Source organism: Pseudomonas sp. ML2-2023-3 (assembly GCF_037055275.1).
Taxonomy (GTDB): domain Bacteria; phylum Pseudomonadota; class Gammaproteobacteria; order Pseudomonadales; family Pseudomonadaceae; genus Aquipseudomonas.
This window is the reverse complement of record NZ_CP146343.1, coordinates 3725542-3746587: the sequence shown is the minus strand read 5'-3', so window position 1 is coordinate 3746587 and position 21046 is coordinate 3725542. Positions and strand designations below refer to the sequence as shown.

The window sequence follows — 21046 nt, the reverse complement described above, 5'->3', positions numbered from 1 at the left end:
TTTCAAGGAGCATAGCCATGCCCAAATCATTCAAAACCGTCGCTGCCAGTGTAGGCCTGGGCTTGAGTCTGCTTGCCGGCAGCCTGGTCGCACCCACCGTGGCCCATGCCGAAGGCGAGATCCGTATCGCCGAACAGTTCGGCATTGTCTACCTGCTGCTCAACGTGGTGCGCGATCAAAACCTGATCGAGAAACACGGCAAGGAGGAGGGCATCGACATCAAGGTCGACTGGACTCAATTGTCCGGCGGAGCGGCGGTCAACGATGCCTTGCTTTCCGGTTCCATTGACATTGCCGGCGCCGGGGTTGGCCCGCTGCTGACTATCTGGGATCGCACCCACGGCAAGCAGAACGTCAAGGCCGTGGCATCGCTGGGCAACTTTCCGTACTACCTGCTGAGCAATAACCCGAACGTCAAAACCATTGCCGACTTCTCCGAAAAGGACCGCATTGCCGTGCCTGCGGTGGGTGTTTCCGTGCAGTCACGCTTTTTGCAATATGCGGCTGCCAAGCAATGGGGCGACAAGGAGTTCAACCGGCTGGACAAGTACACCATCGCCGTCCCCCATCCTGATGCCACGGCTGCGCTGATTGCCGGTGGTACAGAGCTGAGCGGGCATTTTTCCAACCCGCCGTTCCAGGATCAGGCGCTGAAAAACCCCAACGTACACGTGGTGCTCAATACCTACGACTTGCTCGGCCCCAACTCACCGACCGTGCTGTTTGCCACCGAGAAGTTCCGTAACGACAACCCTAAAACCTACAAGGCCTTCGTCGAGGCGTTGACCGAGGCGGCCGAGTTTGCCCAGAACGACAAGGCTGCTGCCGCTGACACATACATTCGCGTAACCAAGTCCAAAGTCGATCGCGACGAGTTGCTGAAGATCATCGACACCCCGGAGTACGAGTTCAGCGTGACGCCGAAAAACACTTACCCACTGGCTGAGTTTCTGTACCGCGTTGGCGCGATCAAAAACAAACCCGACTCCTGGAAAGATTACTTCTTCCAAGACGCCAAACCGCTGCAGGGGAGCTGACAGCCATGAACGCCTCCGTGCAAGGCCACACGGCCAGCCACTTGAACGCAACAGGGCCTGCCCTGTTGTCGGTCGATCAGGTAAGCCTTGAGTACCGCACGCCGCAACGTGTGGTGAGGGCGACCCACCAGGTCAGTTTTGAAATCGATCCGGCGGACCGTTTTATCCTGCTTGGCCCTTCGGGCTGCGGCAAGTCGACGTTGCTCAAGGCAGTCGCCGGGTTTCACACACCCTGTGAGGGGCAGATCCGTCTCCAGGGCCAGGCCGTCACCGCACCGGGGCCGGACCGTATGGTGGTGTTCCAGGAGTTTGATCAGCTGCCGCCCTGGAAGACGGTCAAGCAAAACGTGATGTTCCCTTTGCTGGCCTCCAAAACCCTGCCACGGCGCGAAGCCGAGGAACGGGCATTGCATTATCTGGACAAGGTCGGCCTGGGAGCGTTTGCCGATGCTTATCCGCACACCTTGTCCGGTGGCATGAAGGCTCGCGTGGCGATCGCCCGGGCCTTGGCGATGCAGCCGAAAATCCTGTTGATGGACGAGCCCTTTGCCGCACTCGACGCCCTGACCCGGCGCAAGATGCAGGAAGAATTGCTGCTGCTCTGGGAGGAGGTGCGCTTTACCTTGCTGTTTGTCACCCACTCCATCGAAGAGGCGCTGGTGGTGGGCAACCGGATCTTGCTGCTGTCGCCACACCCCGGGCGTGTGCGGGCTGAAATCAACAGCCATCAGTACGATCTGCACAGCCTGGGTGGTACGGGGTTCCAGCACACGGCGCGGCGTATTCATCGGCTGCTGTTCGATGAAACCGATGCAGGCACTGACGAACAACCCCTGAATTTCGCTGATATCCGTATCGCTTATTGAGCCGTGGAGGATTGCCCGATGAGCCAATCATCATCTGTACGCCAGGAGTATGAAGTGGTCCTGGAGCCGTTGCTGACGGTGCCGCTGGAGCGCGAACTGCCCCTTGGCCAGCGTCTCTGGCAGCAGGGCTGGTTACGCAAAAGCCTGATTCTGGTCGTGCTGGCCGTGCTCTGGGAGCTGGTGGCGCGCTACCAGAACAACGACCTGCTGCTGCCCACGTTCTTGCAAACGAGCAGTGCCCTGTATCACGGCCTGATCAGCGGTGAATTGCTGAGTAAGGTGGGCATTTCCATGGTGGTGCTGCTCAAGGGGTACCTGATCGGGATCCTTCTGGCGTTTGCGCTCACCACGCTGGCGGTCTCGACCCAGTTGGGTCGTGATTTGCTGAGCACCCTGACGTCGATGTTCAACCCGTTGCCGGCCATTGCCCTGTTGCCACTGGCATTGCTGTGGTTCGGGCTGGGGCAGAACAGCCTGATTTTCGTGCTGGTGCATTCGGTGCTCTGGGCGTTGGCCCTGAACACGTATGCGGGTTTTCTCGGCGTCTCGGAAACCCTGCGCATGGCCGGGCGCAACTATGGGTTGAAGGGCATCCGCTTTGTGCTGTTTATCCTGATCCCGGCAGCGCTGCCATCGATCCTCGCCGGTCTGAAAATCGGCTGGGCATTTGCCTGGCGCACGCTGATTGCCGCCGAGCTGGTGTTCGGCGCCACGAGCGGCAAGGGCGGTCTGGGCTGGTATATCTTCCAGAACCGCAATGAGCTGTACACCGACAAGGTGTTTGCCGGGCTGGCGGTGGTGATTCTGATCGGCTTGCTGGTGGAGAACCTGGTGTTCGCTACCCTTGAGCGGGTCACGGTCAAGCGCTGGGGCATGCAGCGCTGATGTGCAAAACCCGGAGCGCTTGAAGGCGATCCGGGTCCCGTCATTGTGTTCTTACTAATTCCCGCCGGCCTGATTCTTCAGGCCTTTGTTCTTTTTGGTCCGTACTGGCCGCAAAACGTTGTCGTTTAAACGCAAAAAATTCCCGTTTTTCAAGCGTATGCCTGTGATTGATGGCTATGTGCTACTTATTGCTTGTCATTCATGGCAGGCGTTGGCATGATTTTGACACTAAGGTTATTCCCTAAGTGTTTGCTGTCGGGATCAAGGATCACGCTCTGCTTGATGCAGGCATCATCCTCACCTCGCTGCTTCCTTGATGTATCTCCTGAATTTTCCCGGAATCGCTTGATGGCACTGACGATTGCAGCGAGTTTCAAGCTCGGCCGTTACGTTCAAATCAGTGATTTGGCTTCACGACCTCTTTTTCGGAGCGAACGCCATGCAGTTATTCAAAAAACTGATGAACATTCTGGAGCAGGCTGATCGCAGTCGCGAGCGTACTGGCAATCCTTTATTTGTCCCGCCTGAGTTCGAACACCTGAAACGGGATCTCAACATCGTTGAGCAAGCCCGGCGCCACGGTGAGCAGGGCTATCCCCCTGAGGAAGCAACCCGGCTGACGGCGACGGAAGAGACCATCCGTGTGACCCTTGAGCTGGAGCGGGAAAAGGTTCTGGCGTGGGCCGAGTCGCGGATCGCAGTGGTTCAAAACCGTCTGGATGCTCTGGATATCGGCGCTACGGTGAGCCGCTGTGCTCATGTTGACCAGGATTTCGAACGTGCCATAGACAGCCTGGTGAGCGATTACGCGATACGGCTGCAGCGCCTGGAGTACAGCGTGCGCGAGCGCGAGGCTGAGTTGTGTGCCTACAAGGCAGAGCATCACTCGGGATTCGAAAAACATCAAAAGCGTCGCAATCAAGCGTTGGGGATCTATCAGGACGAGATTGCCGACGTGCGCAATGAACTGATGGCGCTCAAACAGCAGTTCCTTGAAAAGCTTGAGTCGGATGTCCTGGCGTGCAATGAGCAACTGGTCAGCTACCAGTCGGCCCTGGACGAAAAGCGCAATGTGAAACCCCGGCTGGCCAGTGGCCTGAACAAGGCCGAAATGATTTTGGCCGGGCTGGTTCAATGCTATCGCGCCGAAAACCAATTGCATCGCAATGGTCGACGAGTGCCTGCTTACTTCAGTGAGCGTATTGCGCTGAAGGCAATCGCTTTGCCCGACAGCGATATGGCTGAGGATGAAATTCGTCTGGCCTCGCAGCAGCAAGCGCTGGTGGATCTGATTGAACAGCTGGAGCAGATTCGCGGCCGGATTCAGTCCTCGTTCTATCAGAAATACAATCAACTGATGCCGCTATCCTGGCTGCCTGAATACCCGCCTGTGATGGAGCAACGCATCACTGCAAGCCCGGTTTGAGGTGAGTGCGGGCTGGTCACTTACGTCCAGCCCAGCGTGACTGCCGTCAACAGCAGATACCTGGCGCCCTTGGCCAGGGTGACGATCAGCACGAAACTCCATAGCGGTTCGCGCATGATGCCGGCAATCATGGTGAGCGGGTCGCCGATTATCGGCACCCAGCTCAGCAGCAGCGACCATCGGCCATAGCGCAGATAGAACGCGCGGGCCTTGTCGAGTTTTTGCTCGCTGACCGGAAACCAGCGTTTGTGTCGAAAGCGCTCGACCGAGCGGCCCAATACCCAATTCAAGACCGAACCCAGGACATTGCCGAGGGTGGCCACGACCAGCAGTGTCAGGGCGACGTACTTGCCGGACAGCATCATGCCGACCAGCACGGCTTCCGATTGCATGGGCAGGAGTGACGCGGCACCGAATGCCGCCAGGAACAGGCCGAAATAGCTGGTTAATTCAAACACGCGAACTTCCACGAGTGATGGGCGCCGGCCTTGTGTTGTGGGAGCGGGCTTGCTCGCGATGAAGGCGCTGTGGTCTTTCTGGCCAACCGGGTCGATGCTATCGCGAGCAAGTCCGCTCCCACAGGGATCGAGGACAGTTGCTCGCGCAAAGGCGTGGTCAGGCGGCCCTTATCGCAGCCTTTTGCAGCGACTACAAGTTTTGTGATGCCTGCAGGTGGCGCTGTGAGGGGGGGCCGGTTCTCCCAGAGGATCTGATCAACTAGAGGTCGGATTCGCACTTAAAAGCCAAGTCAGAAACCCGCCAATACATTGGTCTCTAAATTTCCGCCGCGCAGGCATGAGCAGATGAATATTCAAGAAATTCGTTATTATCTATCAGTGTGCTGCCTGGTATTAGGCTGCTCAATACCCATCATGGGAATAGTTGTCTGGGGAATAACCGAAGTTTTCCCCCTCGAAGGACGAGCCTTATACATTGCCTACGCGTCAACACTATAGTGTGTTGGTCTTGGTTGGCTTGCGTGTTTACATACCAAAATTAAATCGTGTTGCTTAGTTTTCTCTCGCGCCAAGTACAACGTCAGCAAGTGAGCTCAGTGTTCCGTCAGTCGCTTCTGTAACACTATTTCCGCTTCAATTTTCATCCAGCCTGCTAAGACCCCAATACTGTTTTGAGCATGGAATTTTGCCTTGGACTCCAGCTCGGCGCGCTCGGTCCCGATCTCTTGTAGCCCATTCCCTCATCAACGGCTTGTATAACTTGATTACCGTAGGAGGCAACCATCAATAAAATGTCTGGTACCAAGGTAACAACCGACCGCTTAAATAAATCTTTGACGTTTGCCTGTAATGCTCATGTAACTAAGGCTGGCCAACTCTAACGATCCTCGTTTTTGATAGGCGATCCTACAACCTTGACAGGTAACTTAACTCGACAGTCCTTTTTTTATCCTGAAGAGAATGTGGTATAGGGGCAGGATTGACGCGGCATCGAATGCCACCAGGAACAGGCCACAAACAGCTGGTTAATTCAAACACGCGAACTTCCACGAATAATGGGCGAGGGCCTTGTGTTGTGGGAGCGGGCTTGCTCGCGATACAGGCGCTGTGGTCTTTCTGGCCAACCGGGCTGATGCCATCGCGAGCAATCCTGCTCCCACAGGGATCGAGGACAGTTGCTAGCGCAAAGGCGTGGTCGGGCGGCGCTGTGAGGGGGCAGGTTCGCACAGCGGATCTGATCAACTACAGGTCGGATTCGCACAAAAAAACCGTTCTTGTATCTGTTCGAATGATCCTCAACGACCCGCCTGCCGGCGGCTTCTGATGCTCGATCACAGACAAGGACCCAAGACATGCAAATGCCGAAAACCATCCAGATCAAAAACGGTGAAAAGGTCTCTCCCACGTTCTCGGCCCAGGAGTACGCCAACCGTCAGGCGAAGCTGCGTGCCTATATGGCGCAGAACAATATCGACGCTGCGGTATTCACGTCCTATCACAACCTCAACTATTACAGCGATTTCCTGTACTGCTCGTTTGGCCGCAACTATGCGCTGGTGGTGACTCAGGACAGCGCGGTGACCATCAGCGCCAATATTGACGGCGGCCAGCCGTGGCGCCGGACCATGGGCACCGACAATATTGTGTATACCGACTGGCAGCGCGATAACTACTTTGTCGCGATCCAGCAGGCCCTGCCCAAGGCCGGTCGCATCGGGATCGAGTTCGATCACATGAACCTGCTCAATCGTGACAAGCTCGCCAGCCGTTACCCCCAGGCCGAGCTGGTGGATATTGGCGCGCCGTGCATGCGCATGCGCATGATCAAGTCAGCCGAAGAACACGCCATTATTCGCCACGGTGCACGGATCGCCGATATTGGCGGCGCGGCCATCGTGGAAGCGCTGCGTGATCAGGTGCCCGAATATGAAGTGGCGCTGCACGCGACCCAGGCCATGGTGCGGGAAATCGCCCGTACCTTTCCCGATTCCGAGCTGATGGACACCTGGACCTGGTTCCAGTCGGGGATCAATACCGACGGCGCACACAACCCGGTGACCACCCGCAAAGTGAACAAGGGCGATATTCTGAGCCTCAACTGCTTCCCGATGATTGCCGGTTACTACACGGCATTGGAGCGCACCCTGTTCCTGGACCACTGCTCGGACGAGCATCTGCGGCTGTGGGAAGTTAACGTCAAGGTGCATGAGGCCGGCCTGAAGTTGATCAAGCCCGGCATGCGTTGCTCGGACATCGCCTTGCAACTCAACGAAATCTTCCTGGAGCATGATCTGCTGCAATACCGCACTTTTGGCTATGGCCACTCGTTTGGCACTCTTAGCCATTACTATGGCCGCGAAGCCGGGCTGGAGCTGCGTGAAGACATCGACACGGTGCTGGAGCCGGGCATGGTGGTGTCCATCGAGCCGATGATCATGATTCCCGAAGGTCGTCCGGGTGCGGGCGGGTATCGCGAGCATGACATCCTGATCGTCAACGAGCAGGGCGGGGAGAACATCACTCATTTCCCGTACGGCCCGCAGCACAACATCATCAAGAAGTAGAGTTGCCTTGACCCTGTGGGAGCGGGCCAGCCCGCTCCCACACAATTGCCAAGCTCGATACCAGCGCATGCGTACGCAGATTACGCAGCGTTTTCTGACCTGTTTACCCCTGCCAAAAAGAACACAATGAGGGTATCTGTCATGTCCCGCGTCCCGACGTTGCTTGCCGTTTTCCTGTCCCGCATCTCTTTCCCCGGAGGTGCTCAATGAGTATCCCAAGTGCAAGTCTGGCATTACCTCTGACAACCGAGCAGGAAACCGAGCGTCTCAGCGAGCGCAAGGCGCTGCGCCGTGCTGCCACGGCCAGCTTTATGGGCAACTTTGTCGAGTGGTTTGACTACGCAGCCTATGGCTATCTGGCGACTGTCATTGCGCTGACGTTCTTCCCGCAAACCGATACCACCACAGGGCTGCTGGCGACCTTCGCGGTATTTGCCCTGTCGTTTATCGTGCGCCCCATCGGTGGCCTGGTCTGGGGTCATTTTGGCGACAAGTACGGGCGGCGCAGTGCCTTGTCCTGGTCGATTCTGATCATGACCCTTTCGACCTTTTGCATCGGCATTCTGCCTACCTACAACCATATCGGCCTGTGGGCTCCGGCGTTGTTGCTGTTGATTCGCCTGGTGCAGGGTTTTTCGGCGTCGGGGGAGTACGCTGGGGCCTCGGCCTTTCTGGCCGAGTATGCGCCCGAGGGCAAGCGTGGTTTCTACACCAGCATTGTGCCCGCGAGTACCGCAGCCGGATTGCTGTTTGGCGCGATGTTTGTTGCCGGAATGCACGCGTTGATGACCGTCGAAAACCTTCACGACTGGGGGTGGCGCCTGCCGTTTTTACTGGCGGCTCCCTTTGGTCTGGTAGGGCGCTATATCCGCGTGCACCTGCAGGACTCACCCAAGTTCCTGGAAATGGAACAGCGACTGGAAGCCAAGGAGTGTGCGACCCATGCCCCGGTCCGTGAATTGCTGACTGTGCATCGTCGGGCAGTGATGATCGGGATTGGCGTGACCTGCCTGAACGCCGTGGCGTTCTACCTGCTGCTCAGTTACATGCCGACCTATCTGTCGACTGAAATGGGCATGAGCGAGAGTGATTCGTTTATTGCCTCGACGGTGTCGCTGGCGACCTATATCGGCCTGATTTTTCTGATGGGCACGCTGTCTGACCGTTATGGCCGAAAGACCATGCTGGTCACCGCGTCGGTGCTGTTTTTGCTGCTGACATTTCCGCTGTTCGGGATGCTTGGCAACCCGTCGCTGCTGGTGATTCTGATGATTCAGATTGCCTTCGGGGCGATGTTGGCCATGAACGACGGTACCTTGCCGTGTTTCCTGGCCGAGATTTTCCCGACCCGGGTCCGTTTCAGCGGATTTGCCTTCAGTTTTAACGTGGCCAACGCGGTGTTCGGCGGGACTGCCCCGTTTATTGCCACCTGGCTGATTCATATGACCGGCAACAAAATGGCCCCGGCCTGGTATTTGCTGGCAGCGGCCGCGGTAGCGCTGGTTGCGATGCTGGCCAGTCGCGAGACGGCGCACACCGCGTTGCAAGACTAAACACACCGCTGAAATACGCCTGTGGGAGCGGGCTTGCTCGCGAATGGATCGATGCGTACTGATTGTCAGACCGCGTCAAAGCCATCGCCAGCAAGCCCGCTCCCACAGGTTTTTTTGCCTGTGGGCAGGGCTCAGTGCAACGCCACTTGCTTGCGCTCACCTATCGGCGACACCCCAAACAACCGGCTATAACATTTCGAAAAATGCGCCGCCGAGACGAAGCCGCAGGCGAGGGCGATGTCGCGCACTTGCGACTCGCTGCGCAGCAACAGGCTTCGTGCTCTGGCCAGGCGCAGTTCCAGGTAATACTGGCTCGGTGTGCGCTGCAGGTGTTTGTGAAACAGGCGCTCCAACTGACGCACCGACACCTCGTTCAAGCGCGCCAGGTCTTCAAGGCTGACCGGCTCTTCAAGGTTGGCTTCCATGATGGCTACCACCTGGCTGAGCTTGGGTTGGGAGGTCCCCAGCTTCTGGCGCAGCGGCACCCGTTGCTGCTCCTGCGCTCCCCGCGCCCGGTCACACAGCAGCAGCTCGGCCGCGTGGGCGGCGATTTCCCGGCCACCCGGCTCTCGAGCGATCAGTTGCAGGGTCATGTCCATCGACGCCACGCCGCCCGAGCAGGTGTAGCGGTCGCGATCCAGTTCAAATAGCTGATTGGAAATGATGATCCCCGGGAAATGGTCCTTGAGGGTTTCGATGTCTTCCCAGTGAATGGTGCAACGATAACCCTTGAGCAAACCGGCCCGTGCCAGCCAGTAGCTTCCGGTGCAAATGCCGCCCAGCGCGACCCCTTCGTGTGCCAGCTTGCGCAGCCAGTTGAGCACGGGCCGGCTACTGAGGTGGGACACGATGGGGTTTGAACCCACCACCAGCAAAATATCCAGTTTTGGCCCATCACCCACCACATGGTCGGGCAGGATGCGCATGCCATTGCTGGCAGTGACCGGATCCAGGGTAGGGGCGATGATCACGGTGCGAAACATTTCACAGCGGGCGGCCATGTTGGCCATGCGCAGGGTTTCGATGGCTGAGGCAAAACCGATGGTGGTGAAGTTTGGTATCACCAGAAAGCCCACGGTTTTTACCGTGGGCATGTTGATCGGTGACGCTGTAACAGGCGTTGCCATCCTTACGCTCCTCTAGATGACCCCGGACGCGTTTAGCGTCGGGGTTCACGCAGGTTGTTGCATCTCCAGGCCGGGGCTGGGGATGCAAGGTTCTGTGCTTTGGGTGTAAGGAAGCATTTGTTGTGCCAGCAGCTAACAGCTTGTTATTGCGGAAAAAAATTATCGCCGTCAGAGGCCCGAGGATGCCCGGCGTGTGTGGCCCCGTCCCGCAGAAGGTGTCGGCGACAGGTACCGCCAGCGCTCGCGCAGCCTTGTTGCAACGGCCATGACCCTGGTCAAACGCCCTGACTTTAAAAGCCGGTACAACCCCTTTGTGAGGAGTCAATAACAATACCAGCACGGCCCGTTTCGAGGGGATCACCCCAGATCGACGCCTTAAAGGAATAACGCGATGCTTTCTACCTTCCCACGTCTGGCGCTGGTCGGCCTGACGTTGTTTTGCACTGTTCAGGTGCAGGCCGGTGAGCCGACAACGGCCCCTGTCCCCGAAAAATCCCTGATCGAGCGGGGCCAGTACGTGGCCAGGCTTGGCGACTGCATAGCCTGTCACACCGCCCAGGGAGGGGCTGTGATGGCAGGCGGGCTGGAACTGAAAACGCCGATGGGCACGATATATTCGAGCAACATCACGCCAGACCCCGAGACCGGCATCGGTCAGTACAGCTTTGAGCAATTTGACCGGGCCATGCGCGAAGGAGTGACGCCTGCGGGGCAGAACCTGTACCCGGCCATGCCGTATCCGTCCTACGTCAAGATGAGCGAAGAGGATATGCGCGCGCTTTACGCCTATCTGATGCAGGACGTAACGCCGGTGAAAGTGGCCAATATTGAGGCGGACATGGGCTTTCCGTTCAACCAGCGCTGGGGCCTGGCGCTATGGAACTGGGCCTTTGTCGACCAACAGCCGTTCGTTGCCGACCCTGGCAAAAGTGCCGAGCTGAACCGGGGGGCTTATCTGGTGCAGGGCCTGGGGCATTGCGGTTCCTGCCACACGCCTCGGGGCATCGCCTTCCAGGAAAAGGCCCTGGACGATGGGGGGCGCAGTGGCAAGCACTACCTGGCGGGTGAAACCGTTGAAGAATGGCGCGCCTTGAGCTTGCGCAATCTGTGGACGGTGGGGGACACGGTGCAGTTGCTCAAAACCGGGCAAAACCGGTTTGCCACGGTCTCGGGCAACATGGCCGACGTCATTCATCACAGTACCCAGCATTTCACCGACGCGGATTTGACCGCCATCGCCAGTTACTTGAAGTCGCTGCCACCGGGCAAGGATGATTTGCCGATGCCTGCTGTGGCAATCGAACCGGCCAAGGCACCGGACACGCTGTTTACCAGCCGTGGCGGGTTGGGCTACACGCAGTTCTGCGCCGACTGCCATCGCCCGGATGGAGGGGGTGTCAAAGGCATGTTCCCGCCGTTGAACGGCAATCCGGGGATCGTGGCGGCTAACCCGACCACCCTGTTGCACATCACCCTGACCGGCTGGAAAACCCCGCAAACTGCGACGCACCCACGGGTTTACACGATGCCCGGGTTTGCGCGCCTGGGGGATGATGAAATTGCCGAAATCCTGAGTTTTGTGCGCAGCAGTTGGGGCAATGACGCCCCGACGATCAAGCCCGCGCAAGTGGCCAGCATGCGCAAGCAGCTCAACCCCCTGGTCACTGACGAGAGTGCGTTTGTGACGCCGCGACTGGCCAATCTGCTCAGCGCTGCCAATGCCGACCAGGTGGTGCGCGGCATGCGCTTGCACTTGCAAACCAAGGCATTGCTGGCGGACAACGTTGGCAATGCGCTTAATTGCACCAGTTGCCACCTGAACGCGGGCACCGTGGCTGATGGCTCTCCGTTTGTGGGCGTGTCGGCGTTCTTCCCCGGCTATGCGCCGCGTGCGGGCAAGGAAGTGACGCTGGAGGAGCGGATCAATGGATGTTTTCGCCGTTCGATGGATGGCAAGCCGTTGCCGGTGGCCTCACCAGATATGCAGGCGATGGTGGCGTATTTTGACTGGATGAAAATGAACACCGTCGCGGGCGACAAAGTGGCAGGTCGGGGCGTGGGCAAGGTTGACCCCAACATCAAGCCCGATCCTGAAAACGGCAAGGTGATTTATGCGCAGCAATGTGCGGTGTGCCACGGTGACAACGGCCAGGGCCTGAAGCATGCCGACGGCAGCTTTGTGTACCCGCCGTTGTGGGGGGGCGAGTCGTTCAATATCGGCGCGGGCATGGCACGCACGTACACGGCGGCAGCGTTCGTCAAACGCAACATGCCGATCGGCTTCCATGAAAAATTCCCGCTGGGGCAGGGCGGGCTATCGGATCAGGAAGCGGTGGATGTGGCGCAGTACTTCTCCCATCAGCCACGGCCTGACTTTGTCGACAAGGCCAAGGATTGGCCTGAAGGCGGCAAGCCGGTGGATGCACGGTATTGAGGTAAAAGCCCGCGCCCTCTCACGGAAGGAGAGGGCTGGGGTGCTTTTCAAACATGGGGTGTCGGGTGCGCCTTGACCTGCGGGCTGGCGTATTGCGGTTTGAGCACGCCCTGGTTGTCCAGCAGCCAGGCGTCCATCACTTTGCGCACCACAGGGCCCGCTACCCGGCCACCGGCTTCGCCGTTTTCGATCATCACTGAAATCACGATCTGGGGATCTTCGGCTGGTGCAAAGCCCACAAACAAGGCGTTGTCACGATTGCGCTCGGCGGTTTTGAGGCGGTTGTAACGCTCGCCCTGCTTGATCGCCACCACCTGTGCCGTACCACTTTTGCCGGCAATCCGGTATTGCACACCCTGGGCTGCTGCCCGGGCGATGCCGCGCGGGTCGTGCATCACCAGTTGCATGGCGTGGTTGACCTGATCCCAATCCCGGGGATCACGCAGCACCAGATTGGGGATCGGGTGCTCATCCACCGGCGGCGTACCGTCAACGGTTTTGGCCAGGTGCGGACGGTTCCATACACCTTTGTTGGCAATCAATGCGGTGGCCTGGGCCAGTTGCAGGGGGGTGACCTGCATGTAGCCCTGGCCGATCCCCAGAATGACGGTTTCACCGGGGAACCAGGCCTGGCGGCGGGTGCTGCGCTTCCACTCACGGGACGGCATCAGGCCGGACGATTCTTCAAACATGTCCAGGGACACCTTCTGCCCAAGCCCGAACTCCGCCATGTAGTCATGCATGCGGTCGATGCCCAGTTTGGAGGCCAGGTCATAAAAGTAGGTGTCGTTGGAGCGCATGATTGCCGCGTTCAAGTCCACCCAGCCATCGCCGCTGTGGTTCCAGTTGCGGTACTTGTGATCAACGTTGGGCAGCTGGAAATAGCCCGGGTCAAATACCCGGGTCGAAGCTGAAATCACGCCGCTGTCCAGGCCCGCAATCGCCACTTCGGGCTTGATCGTCGAGCCGGGTGCATACAGGCCACGCAAGGCCCGGTTAAACAGCGGCTTGTCGATGGAATCACGCAGGCTCGAATAGTCCCTGGAGCTGATGCCGGTCACGAACAGGTTGGGGTCGAAGCTGGGTTTGCTGACCATGGCCAGCACTTCGCCTGTTTTCGGGTCCAGGGCAATGATCGAGCCACGACGATCGCCCAGGGCTTCTTCGGCAGCTTCCTGAAGCTTGATATCCAGGCTCAGTACGATGTTTTTACCGGCCACGGCATCGGTGTGGCGCAGTACGCGCATGACCCGGCCCTGGGCGTTGGTTTCGACCTCTTCAAAGCCGACCTTGCCGTGCAGTTCATTTTCATAAAAGCGTTCGATGCCGGTCTTGCCAATGGACTGCGTGCCCCGGTACTGGGTGGCATCCAGTTGTTTGGCTTCTTTTTCGTTGATACGCCCCACATAACCGACCGAATGGGCAAAGTGATCGCCCTGGGGGTAATGGCGCACGAACTGTGCCTCGACATCGATACCCGGCAGGCGGAATTGATTCACGGCCAGCAGGGCAATTTGATCTTCCGTCAGCTCGTACAGCAGGGTAGAGGGATCAAACGGGTGGCGCGCCTGCTTCATGGCCTTGGCAAATACCGCACGGTCTTCGTCAGGCAGGTGCAGGATGCTCATCACCAAGTCCAGCACTTTGGCGGTATCCCCGGCCCGTTCGCGGGTAATGGTCATATTGAAGCTGGGTTGGTTATCGGCCAGCAGCACGCCATTGCGGTCGTAGATAAAACCGCGCTCAGGAGGGATTGGCAGCACGTGTACGCGGTTGTTCTCGGAGACCGTGGAGTTGTAGTCAAACTCGGTGACCTGCAAAAAATACATACGGCCGATCAGCGCGCAACTGATGGCCAGCACCAGCCCCGCGCACGCGATCAGTCTTTTATTGACCAGGCGTTTTTCGCTTTCGTGATCTTTAAGAGGGATCGGTTCGGGCATGTGGTGTGTCTCGCGTGAGTCAACAGATAGCAGCAGCCAGCCAGGCTGCGAAATTCGGCGCACACCTTACCAAGAAGCCTGATGTCGAGTCAGGTTATTGGTTGGCTTGTATATGAAAGCCGACGGACTGTTGTGGCTGTAAACTGCACTTTTTCAAACGGAGCCCCCATTAATGCTGCCCTTGATCAACTGGCACCCCCATGCGCCCTTGCAGCGCCTGCACCTTGACTGGCTGGAACAGGCAGGGGTTGAGGTGGCCGTGCTGCGTCTGGACCTGATCGATCCGCTGATCAGCGGCAACAAGTGGTTCAAGCTCACCGAGCACTTGCTGGCGGCCCATGCAGCGGGGGCTGAAGGGTTGATCAGCCTGGGGGGCGCCCATTCCAATCACTTGCATGCCCTGGCGGCAGCCGGTAAGCGTTTTGGTTTTGTCACCGTGGGGCTGTTGCGCGGTCATCCTCAGCAAACCCCCACCATACTGGACCTTGAGCTTTATGGCATGCAGTTGCACTGGCTGGGTTTTGCCGGTTATCGGGCCCGCCATGAACCCGGCTTCTGGCAGCCCTGGCAGACCATGTACCCGAAGCTGCATCAGGTGCCGGAGGGCGGTGGCGGGGTGGTGGGAGCCTCGGGATGCAAGTCGCTGGTGAGCAGGGTGCGCAGTCAGCTGGCGGATGTGGGCTGGGATGATTACGACGGCTGGTGGTTGGCGGCAGGCACCGGCACGACCCTGGCCGGGCTGGTGCTGGGCGAGGAGGGCGCGCGGTGTGTGTATGGCGCGCTGGCGGTGCCACTGGATCACGGTGTCGCGCCACAGGTGGAAGCCATTTTGCAGGCGGGCGGGGCAACGGAGCGCAATTTTCAGTTGATAGAGGCCAGTCGCGGTGGCTTTGCCAGGGTCGATGACTATTTGCTGGAGTTTATTCAGGACAGCGAAGCGGCCTGTGGCTTGCCGCTGGAGCCTTTGTATACAGCCAAGGCGTTGATGGCCCTGAAACAGGCAGTCAAGGAAGGGGTCGTTGCGCGGGGGATGCGTCTGGTGTTTGTCCACACCGGCGGCTTGCAAGGCCGCCGGGGGTTTGTTCGGCAGGTTTAACCGCGCCCAGGCAGCATGCGCAGCAGGGTGTTGTCCTTGATCAGGTAGTGGTGCGCGAGCCCTGCAACGGCATGCAGGCCGATCAGCCAGTAACCGATGGTGCCGCCCAGTTCGTGCCAGCTCTTGATCTGCTTGGCGAAGTCAGGGTCCTTGGCGGTGAGCGGCAGGATGTCGAAGCCGTAGAAAAACACCGGCTTGTCGTTGTAGCTCAACACCAGGTAGCCCAGTACCGGCATGGCGATCATGAACAGGTACAGCGCCCAGTGCATGAGCGTGGCCAGTGCTGTTTGCCAGGCAGGCGGGGTTGGGGTGATTTTTGGCGCGACGCCCAGGGTTCGGGCCAGCAACCGTAGCCAGACCAGCGCAAAGACGGTCAAACCGAGCATGAAGTGCGCGTCTTTCATCAGGTTGCGACCGGCGCTGTCCTTGGGAAAGATCCCGCGAAACTCAATGGCGGCGTAGATCAAGACAAACAACAACACCATAAGCCAGTGCAGGGCGATGGACATTCGACTGTAGTGATGGGCGGTGCTTTTCCAGGACATGGTGTTTCCTCACAGTTCAGGTCTGAAGCCTCCGTTCTTGTGTGACGGAGTCCCTCTACTTTAAGCGAGTTGGGCGATTTCGCACTGAGATACGTCAGCTTTCTGGGTTGCCCGGCACATTTGGCCAAAGGTCGGACACTAAAAACAAACGTTCGGCTTCTTCCCAGTCGCCCTCACTGTTCTGCACCAGACGGACCAGCAGTTGGGCCGGAGCCTGGGGGTGCAGTTCGGCAAGCCACACGTCGAGCTGTTGCGCCGTCCAAATCCCTTCGGGGCCATAGAGTGCCGGGGCAAGCCAGGCATGACGGGGCAAGGGCTGCCAGCAACCGGCAGGGCTCTGGCGGATAAACGCCGGCCAGTCGCGCTGATGCAGCCAGCTGCCGCGCAGGTGCTGGGGGTTGGCGCCTGCCGGGGCCTGTGCCTTGCCCGGCCACGGATACAGCAGGTAGCCACCGAGCCACAGGTGCGCGCTGAACGTCTGGATATCAAGGTTGGCAAGGACTTCGCGGCTTTCGGGGCGGCTGGACATGGGGAGCTGATGCTGGCTGAAATGCTTGAGCTTGCGGTCCAGCCGGTCATTGCTGCCGGGGCCGAGCCATTGGGCAGGGTCCGTGCAGTCTGCGTCCTGAGGCCCTAGGTAGAGCTTGATTGCCAGTTCCAGGTGATGCACGCCTTCGCGGTCACGCACCAGCAGGTCCAGTTCCCCCAGGGTATGCCCGCCCAGGCGGATCGGCAGGTTGGCCGCAATCAACTCGACGCCCGGCGCGTGCTGCACGGCAAATTGCCACAGGCGCTCGTAGTAACGCCCCAGGCGGCGGGTGGTCGCCAGTGCCAGCCAGTGCTGCAGCGGTTCGCTGCACCGGTCCAGCTCGCGCAGCCAGTGCTCAAGCTGCTCCGGGGCCTGTACCCAGTCGCTGCCTGCCAATGGGTGACGTTGGGGCCAGGGTGTGCGGCTCAGCATCGGTGGGGCGAGAATCACCCACGCCAGGTCGCGCACCTCAGGGTGGCGCAATTGGTGGGGCAGGTTGAGCAAGTCGGGAAAGAGTGTCATTGAGCGAGCATAGCTGTTTGCCAGACCCCGGGGCTGAAAGGGTTTTGTCTATCGTCGTCTTTCGCCCATAATCGTTGTTTTCGCACGCATTGAATCCCGCAGGAGCCCCATGGAGCAATTTCGCAATATCGGCATCATAGGTCGTCTGGGCAGCTCCCAAGTGCTCGACACGGTTCGCCGACTGAAAAAATTCCTGCTTGAGCGGCACATGCACGTGATCCTCGAAGACACCATCGCCGAGGTGTTGCCCGGTCATGGCTTGCAAACCTCGTCGCGCAAAATGCTCGGCGAAGTCTGCGACATGGTGATTGTGGTCGGCGGCGATGGCAGCTTGTTGGGCGCGGCCCGCGCACTGGCCCGCCACAACGTCCCGGTATTGGGTATCAACCGTGGCAGCCTGGGCTTTTTGACGGACATCCGTCCGGATGAGCTGGAAGTCAAAGTGGCCGAAGTACTCGACGGTCACTACCTGGTTGAGAACCGCTTCCTGCTGCAAGCCGAAGTTCGCCGTCACGGTGAAGCCATCGGCCAGGGCGACGCCCTGAATGACGTGGTGCTGCACCCTGGCAAATCCACGCGCATGATCGAGTTCGAACTGCATATCGACGGTCAGTTCGTGTGCAGTCAAAAGGCCGACGGCCTGATCGTGGCGACGCCTACCGGCTCCACGGCCTACGCGATGTCAGCGGGCGGCCCGATCATGCACCCCAAGCTCGACGCCATTGTGATCGTGCCCATGTACCCCCATACCCTCAGCAGTCGCCCGATTGTGGTCGATGGCAACAGCGAGCTGAAAATCGTCGTGGCCAAGGACATGCAGATCTATCCGCAAGTCTCGTGCGATGGTCAGAACCATTTCACCTGTGCTCCGGGCGACACCATCAACGTCAGCAAAAAAGCGCAGAAGCTGCGCCTGATTCACCCGTTGGACCACAACTACTATGAAGTGTGTCGGACCAAGCTTGGCTGGGGTAGCCGACTGGGCGGCAGGGCTGACTGATGCTCGATCCAGCGCGCAGTTACGATCTGATCGGTGACGTGCATGGCTGTGCTCATACCCTTGAGCACCTGCTGGAGCGTCTGGGCTATCGCAAACTCGCCGGTATCTGGCGACACCCGCAACGGATGGCGGTGTTCCTGGGTGACATCATTGACCGCGGCCCGCGCATTCGCGAGTCGCTGCATATCGTTTACGACATGGTCAGGTCCGGTCAGGCCCTGTGCCTGATGGGCAACCATGAATTCAACGCGCTGGGCTGGTGCACACCCGCGCCCGCCGCAAGTGGCAGGCAGTTTGTGCGTGAGCACACCCCGCGCCATGCCCGGCTGATCCACGAAACCCTCGAGCAGTTCGACCAGTACCCTGCTGAATGGCGTGAGTTCGTGCAGTGGTTTTATGACATGCCGCTGTTTGTCGACGCCGGGCGTTTCCGGGTGGTGCACGCCTGCTGGGACGCCGAGGTGATTGCCACCTTGCGGGCGCAATACCCCGATGGCTGTATCGACGAGGCGTTTTTGCAGGCGGCCGGGATGCCGGACAGTTTTGCCAACATGAGCTTCAACCGACTGTTGCGCGGCACGGACATGCGCCTGCCGGGCGGCATGACCCTGACGGGTGGTGACGGCCTGACGCGGGCGTTCTTTCGCACCAAGTTCTGGGAAGACGACCCCAAAACCTACGGTGATATCGTGTTCCAGCCTGACGCGCTGCCTGATCGCGTGGCGCAACAACCGCTGTCCTCCACCGAGAAGAGCGCCTTGTTGCGCTACGGCATTGATGAGCCGCTGTTGTTTGTCGGTCACTACTGGCGCAGTGGTCGGCCTGCGCCGATCCGCCCCAACCTGGCGTGCCTGGATTACAGCGCGGTGCTGTACGGCAAGCTGGTGGCATACCGTCTGGATCAGGAAACCCGGCTCGATCCGAACAAATTCGTATGGGTGAATGTAGATCGCCCAGAGGCCATTCAATGAGTGCTGTAGCTGTTTTACGTTTGCCGCTGTCCGTCGACCTTAGCGGCTTTGTTGCCTTGCTCAGGCGCATGCAGGTCCCGCATCGGGTCAGCGAGGAAGCGGGCGAGCAGGTGTTGTGGGCGCCCGAGGCCATCGCCGATGATGTACGCAGTTTGTACCAGCGTTTTCCTGTGGGTGATCCGGAGCACGAACTGCCCATCGTTGAACGCCCGGCGGCCATGCCCCGGCCGGGTTTTGCCCAGCAACTGCGTGCCAGCCCGGCCACGGCGGTGGTGTTGCTGCTGTGTGTGATCGTGGCTGCAGTGACGCAACTGGGTGATAACCTGTCGGCCCTGAGCGGGCTGACCTTTCTCGATTTCAGCATTCGAGGCCAGTACATCCAGTTTGTCCCGCTGTCCGACAGCCTGGCGTCGGGGCAGTGGTGGCGATTGTTCACCCCGATGCTGATCCACTTCGGCTTTCTGCACATTGCCATGAACGGCATGTGGTACTGGGAGCTGGGGCGGCGCATTGAAATGCGCCAGGGCAGCATCAACCTGATTGGCTTGAGCCTGTTGTTCAGCCTGGTATCCAACTTCGCCCAGTACCTGTTTGGTGGCCCGAGCCTGTTTGGCGGGTTGTCCGGGGTGTTGTACGGGCTGCTGGGGCATGTCTGGATTTACCAGATGATGGCGCCAAACCCCTTGTATCACCTGCCTCGCGGGGTACTGGTGATGATGCTGGTGTGGCTGGCGCTGTGCATGTCGGGGCTGGTGTCGATGATCGGTTTTGGCCAGATTGCCAACGCGGCCCATGTGGGCGGTTTGGTGATCGGGTGCCTGACCGGTTTGCTGGGCGGGCTTTGGGCGCGGCGCAAACAGATGGCTTAATTCTGTAGTCGCTGCCGCAGGCGGCGATGGGCTGCGCAGCGGCCCTGCTTTTTTGAAGGTCCTTTGGGCCTTATCGCAGCCTGCGGCAGCGACTACAGGTTTACTTTTTAGAGTGGAAACGAACCATGTCCTCTTTCAACGAAATGATTCAAAACATCACCCCCGAGATCTATCAGAGCCTGAAACTGGCCGTTGAAATCGGCAAATGGGCAGACGGCAACAAACTCACCGCCGAACAGCGCGAGCTGTCGTTGCAGGCGATGATTGCCTGGGAAGTGCAGAACCTGCCTGAAGACCAGCGCACCGGTTACATGGGTCCGCAAGAGTGCAGCTCCAAGTCGGCACCAGTGCCTAACATCCTGTTCAAGTCGGATGCCATCCATTGATTGAGATTGGCCGTGGTGCAATCAGCAAGATGTCGGCAAACCTTGAAACGCCGACCGTTCAGTATGCGTTTCGTTTGGGCGATACCGAGGTGCCGGTCAATCCGTTGATCGGTACCAAACTGCGTCTGGAATACCTGGGTGAGATCAACTGCACTCACTGCGGGCGCAAGACCAAAAAGAGCTTCAGCCAGGGCTACTGCTACCCGTGCATGACCAAGCTGGCGCAATGCGATGTGTGCATCATGAGCCCGGAGCGTTGCCACTACGAGGCAGGCACTTGCCGTGATCCGTCGTGGGGCGAGCAGTTTTGCATGACCGATCACGTGGTGTATCTGGCCAACTCCTCGGGGATCAAGGTCGGCATCACCCGTGCCACCCAGTTGCCGACACGCTGGCTCGACCAGGGCGCCAGCCAGGCGCTGCCGATCGTGCGGGTTGCAACCCGTCAGCAATCGGGCTTTGTCGAAGACCTGTTCCGCTCGCAAGTGGGCGACCGAACCAACTGGCGTGCACTGCTCAAGGGCGATGCCGAGCCTGTTGACCTGAGTGCCGTGCGTGAGCAATTGTTCGAGAGCTGTGCCGAAGGCATGAAAACCCTGCAGGAGCGTTTTGGCCTGCAAGCGGTCCAACCCTTGTCAAACGTGGAGCCCATTGAGATTCGCTACCCGGTCGAGCAGTACCCGAGCAAGATCGTCAGCTTCAATCTGGACAAGGATCCGATCGTGGAAGGCACGCTGATGGGGATCAAGGGCCAGTACCTGATCTTTGACACAGGCGTGATCAATATTCGCAAATACACGGCCTATCAACTGGCCGTGCATCAGTAAAAGGACTC

At 59.1% G+C, this 21046-nt stretch carries 18 protein-coding genes; 13 read left to right on the top strand and 5 right to left on the bottom strand.

Going from position 1 to position 21046, the window contains the following annotated elements:
- Positions 1 to 17: 17 nt before the first annotated feature.
- The 4 genes from V6P94_RS17185 to V6P94_RS17170 all read left to right on the top strand — a co-directional run bounded on the left by V6P94_RS17185 (position 18) and on the right by V6P94_RS17170 (position 4214).
- Complete coding sequence (locus tag V6P94_RS17185; protein ID WP_133078543.1) at positions 18 to 1037, top strand: ABC transporter substrate-binding protein; 1020 nt, start codon at positions 18 to 20, stop codon at positions 1035 to 1037.
- A 5-nt stretch (positions 1038 to 1042) separates the two neighbouring features.
- Entirely contained in the window at positions 1043 to 1903 is an 861-nt protein-coding gene (locus V6P94_RS17180; RefSeq protein ID WP_133078544.1) for an ATP-binding cassette domain-containing protein, read from the top strand.
- A gap of 18 nt (positions 1904 to 1921) precedes the next feature.
- Positions 1922 to 2788, top strand: a complete 867-nt coding sequence (locus V6P94_RS17175) for an ABC transporter permease (RefSeq protein ID WP_133078545.1) — start codon at positions 1922 to 1924, stop codon at positions 2786 to 2788.
- Between the two features lie 439 nt (positions 2789 to 3227).
- Positions 3228 to 4214, top strand: a complete 987-nt coding sequence (locus tag V6P94_RS17170; protein WP_219262728.1) for a hypothetical protein — start codon at positions 3228 to 3230, stop codon at positions 4212 to 4214.
- A gap of 20 nt (positions 4215 to 4234) precedes the next feature.
- Here V6P94_RS17170 and V6P94_RS17165 read toward each other — a convergent pair whose 3' ends face one another.
- Positions 4235 to 4672: a YqaA family protein gene (locus tag V6P94_RS17165; RefSeq protein WP_133078547.1), complete on the bottom strand. Its 438-nt coding sequence runs from the start codon at positions 4670 to 4672 to the stop codon at positions 4235 to 4237.
- Positions 4673 to 6024: 1352 nt separating this feature from the next.
- On the opposite strand from V6P94_RS17165, the gene V6P94_RS17160 reads away from it, so the two are divergent.
- Together V6P94_RS17160 and V6P94_RS17155 are read left to right on the top strand one after the other, a co-directional pair.
- A complete protein-coding gene (locus V6P94_RS17160; RefSeq protein ID WP_133079228.1) occupies positions 6025 to 7236 on the top strand; it encodes a M24 family metallopeptidase in 1212 nt (403 codons plus the stop codon).
- A gap of 311 nt (positions 7237 to 7547) precedes the next feature.
- Positions 7548 to 8789 carry an MFS transporter gene (locus V6P94_RS17155; RefSeq protein ID WP_405046754.1) on the top strand — a complete coding sequence of 414 codons (1242 nt, stop codon included), beginning with the start codon at positions 7548 to 7550 and terminating at the stop codon, positions 8787 to 8789.
- Positions 8790 to 8920: 131 nt separating this feature from the next.
- Here the strand turns inward: V6P94_RS17155 and V6P94_RS17150 are convergent, their stop codons facing one another.
- Entirely contained in the window at positions 8921 to 9916 is a 996-nt protein-coding gene (locus V6P94_RS17150) for a GlxA family transcriptional regulator (protein WP_133079230.1), read from the bottom strand.
- Between the two features lie 391 nt (positions 9917 to 10307).
- Between V6P94_RS17150 and V6P94_RS17145 the strand changes: the two genes are divergently transcribed.
- On the top strand, positions 10308 to 12350 hold the full coding sequence (locus V6P94_RS17145) for a c-type cytochrome (RefSeq protein ID WP_338647848.1): 2043 nt from the start codon (positions 10308 to 10310) through the stop codon (positions 12348 to 12350).
- 47 nt (positions 12351 to 12397) lie between these two features.
- Here the strand turns inward: V6P94_RS17145 and mrdA are convergent, their stop codons facing one another.
- Positions 12398 to 14293 carry a penicillin-binding protein 2 gene (gene mrdA / locus V6P94_RS17140; RefSeq protein ID WP_133079232.1) on the bottom strand — a complete coding sequence of 632 codons (1896 nt, stop codon included), beginning with the start codon at positions 14291 to 14293 and terminating at the stop codon, positions 12398 to 12400.
- 172 nt (positions 14294 to 14465) lie between these two features.
- Here mrdA and V6P94_RS17135 point away from each other — a divergent pair, with 172 nt between their 5' ends.
- Entirely contained in the window at positions 14466 to 15389 is a 924-nt protein-coding gene (locus V6P94_RS17135; protein ID WP_133079233.1) for a pyridoxal-phosphate dependent enzyme, read from the top strand.
- Here V6P94_RS17135 and V6P94_RS17130 read toward each other — a convergent pair.
- Together V6P94_RS17130 and V6P94_RS17125 are read right to left on the bottom strand one after the other, a co-directional pair.
- Positions 15386 to 15934 carry a cytochrome b gene (locus tag V6P94_RS17130; RefSeq protein WP_133079234.1) on the bottom strand — a complete coding sequence of 183 codons (549 nt, stop codon included), beginning with the start codon at positions 15932 to 15934 and terminating at the stop codon, positions 15386 to 15388. The two genes, V6P94_RS17135 and V6P94_RS17130, sit on opposite strands and share 4 nt — an antisense overlap.
- 94 nt (positions 15935 to 16028) lie before the next feature.
- Positions 16029 to 16985 (bottom strand): DUF1853 family protein, encoded by a 957-nt coding sequence (locus V6P94_RS17125; protein WP_338647845.1) that lies wholly within the window; start codon positions 16983 to 16985, stop codon positions 16029 to 16031.
- Positions 16986 to 17094: 109 nt separating this feature from the next.
- Between V6P94_RS17125 and V6P94_RS17120 the strand changes: the two genes are divergently transcribed.
- From V6P94_RS17120 to V6P94_RS17100, 5 genes are all read left to right on the top strand, one after another.
- Positions 17095 to 17985 carry an NAD(+) kinase gene (locus V6P94_RS17120; protein WP_095000386.1) on the top strand — a complete coding sequence of 297 codons (891 nt, stop codon included), beginning with the start codon at positions 17095 to 17097 and terminating at the stop codon, positions 17983 to 17985.
- Positions 17985 to 18956, top strand: a complete 972-nt coding sequence (locus tag V6P94_RS17115) for a metallophosphoesterase (RefSeq protein ID WP_133079236.1) — start codon at positions 17985 to 17987, stop codon at positions 18954 to 18956. Before V6P94_RS17120 ends, V6P94_RS17115 begins: the two co-directional genes overlap by 1 nt.
- Positions 18953 to 19825: a rhomboid family intramembrane serine protease gene (locus tag V6P94_RS17110; protein WP_133079237.1), complete on the top strand. Its 873-nt coding sequence runs from the start codon at positions 18953 to 18955 to the stop codon at positions 19823 to 19825. The genes V6P94_RS17115 and V6P94_RS17110 overlap by 4 nt, the downstream gene beginning before the upstream one ends.
- A gap of 125 nt (positions 19826 to 19950) precedes the next feature.
- Positions 19951 to 20211: a YeaC family protein gene (locus V6P94_RS17105; protein ID WP_016780738.1), complete on the top strand. Its 261-nt coding sequence runs from the start codon at positions 19951 to 19953 to the stop codon at positions 20209 to 20211.
- Positions 20208 to 21038, top strand: a complete 831-nt coding sequence (locus V6P94_RS17100; protein ID WP_133079238.1) for a DUF2797 domain-containing protein — start codon at positions 20208 to 20210, stop codon at positions 21036 to 21038. The genes V6P94_RS17105 and V6P94_RS17100 overlap by 4 nt, the downstream gene beginning before the upstream one ends.
- Positions 21039 to 21046: the final 8 nt, after the last annotated feature.

Coding starts and splice junctions, on each gene's coding strand:
- V6P94_RS17185 (WP_133078543.1), top strand. CDS start 18: ATGCCCAAATCATTCAAAACCGTCGCTGCCAGTGTAGGCCTGGGCTTG.
- V6P94_RS17180 (WP_133078544.1), top strand. CDS start 1,043: ATGAACGCCTCCGTGCAAGGCCACACGGCCAGCCACTTGAACGCAACA.
- V6P94_RS17175 (WP_133078545.1), top strand. CDS start 1,922: ATGAGCCAATCATCATCTGTACGCCAGGAGTATGAAGTGGTCCTGGAG.
- V6P94_RS17170 (WP_219262728.1), top strand. CDS start 3,228: ATGCAGTTATTCAAAAAACTGATGAACATTCTGGAGCAGGCTGATCGC.
- V6P94_RS17160 (WP_133079228.1), top strand. CDS start 6,025: ATGCAAATGCCGAAAACCATCCAGATCAAAAACGGTGAAAAGGTCTCT.
- V6P94_RS17155 (WP_405046754.1), top strand. CDS start 7,548: ATGGGCAACTTTGTCGAGTGGTTTGACTACGCAGCCTATGGCTATCTG.
- V6P94_RS17150 (WP_133079230.1), bottom strand. CDS start 9,916: ATGGCAACGCCTGTTACAGCGTCACCGATCAACATGCCCACGGTAAAA.
- V6P94_RS17145 (WP_338647848.1), top strand. CDS start 10,308: ATGCTTTCTACCTTCCCACGTCTGGCGCTGGTCGGCCTGACGTTGTTT.
- mrdA (WP_133079232.1), bottom strand. CDS start 14,293: ATGCCCGAACCGATCCCTCTTAAAGATCACGAAAGCGAAAAACGCCTG.
- V6P94_RS17135 (WP_133079233.1), top strand. CDS start 14,466: ATGCTGCCCTTGATCAACTGGCACCCCCATGCGCCCTTGCAGCGCCTG.
- V6P94_RS17130 (WP_133079234.1), bottom strand. CDS start 15,934: ATGTCCTGGAAAAGCACCGCCCATCACTACAGTCGAATGTCCATCGCC.
- V6P94_RS17125 (WP_338647845.1), bottom strand. CDS start 16,985: ATGACACTCTTTCCCGACTTGCTCAACCTGCCCCACCAATTGCGCCAC.
- V6P94_RS17120 (WP_095000386.1), top strand. CDS start 17,095: ATGGAGCAATTTCGCAATATCGGCATCATAGGTCGTCTGGGCAGCTCC.
- V6P94_RS17115 (WP_133079236.1), top strand. CDS start 17,985: ATGCTCGATCCAGCGCGCAGTTACGATCTGATCGGTGACGTGCATGGC.
- V6P94_RS17110 (WP_133079237.1), top strand. CDS start 18,953: ATGAGTGCTGTAGCTGTTTTACGTTTGCCGCTGTCCGTCGACCTTAGC.
- V6P94_RS17105 (WP_016780738.1), top strand. CDS start 19,951: ATGTCCTCTTTCAACGAAATGATTCAAAACATCACCCCCGAGATCTAT.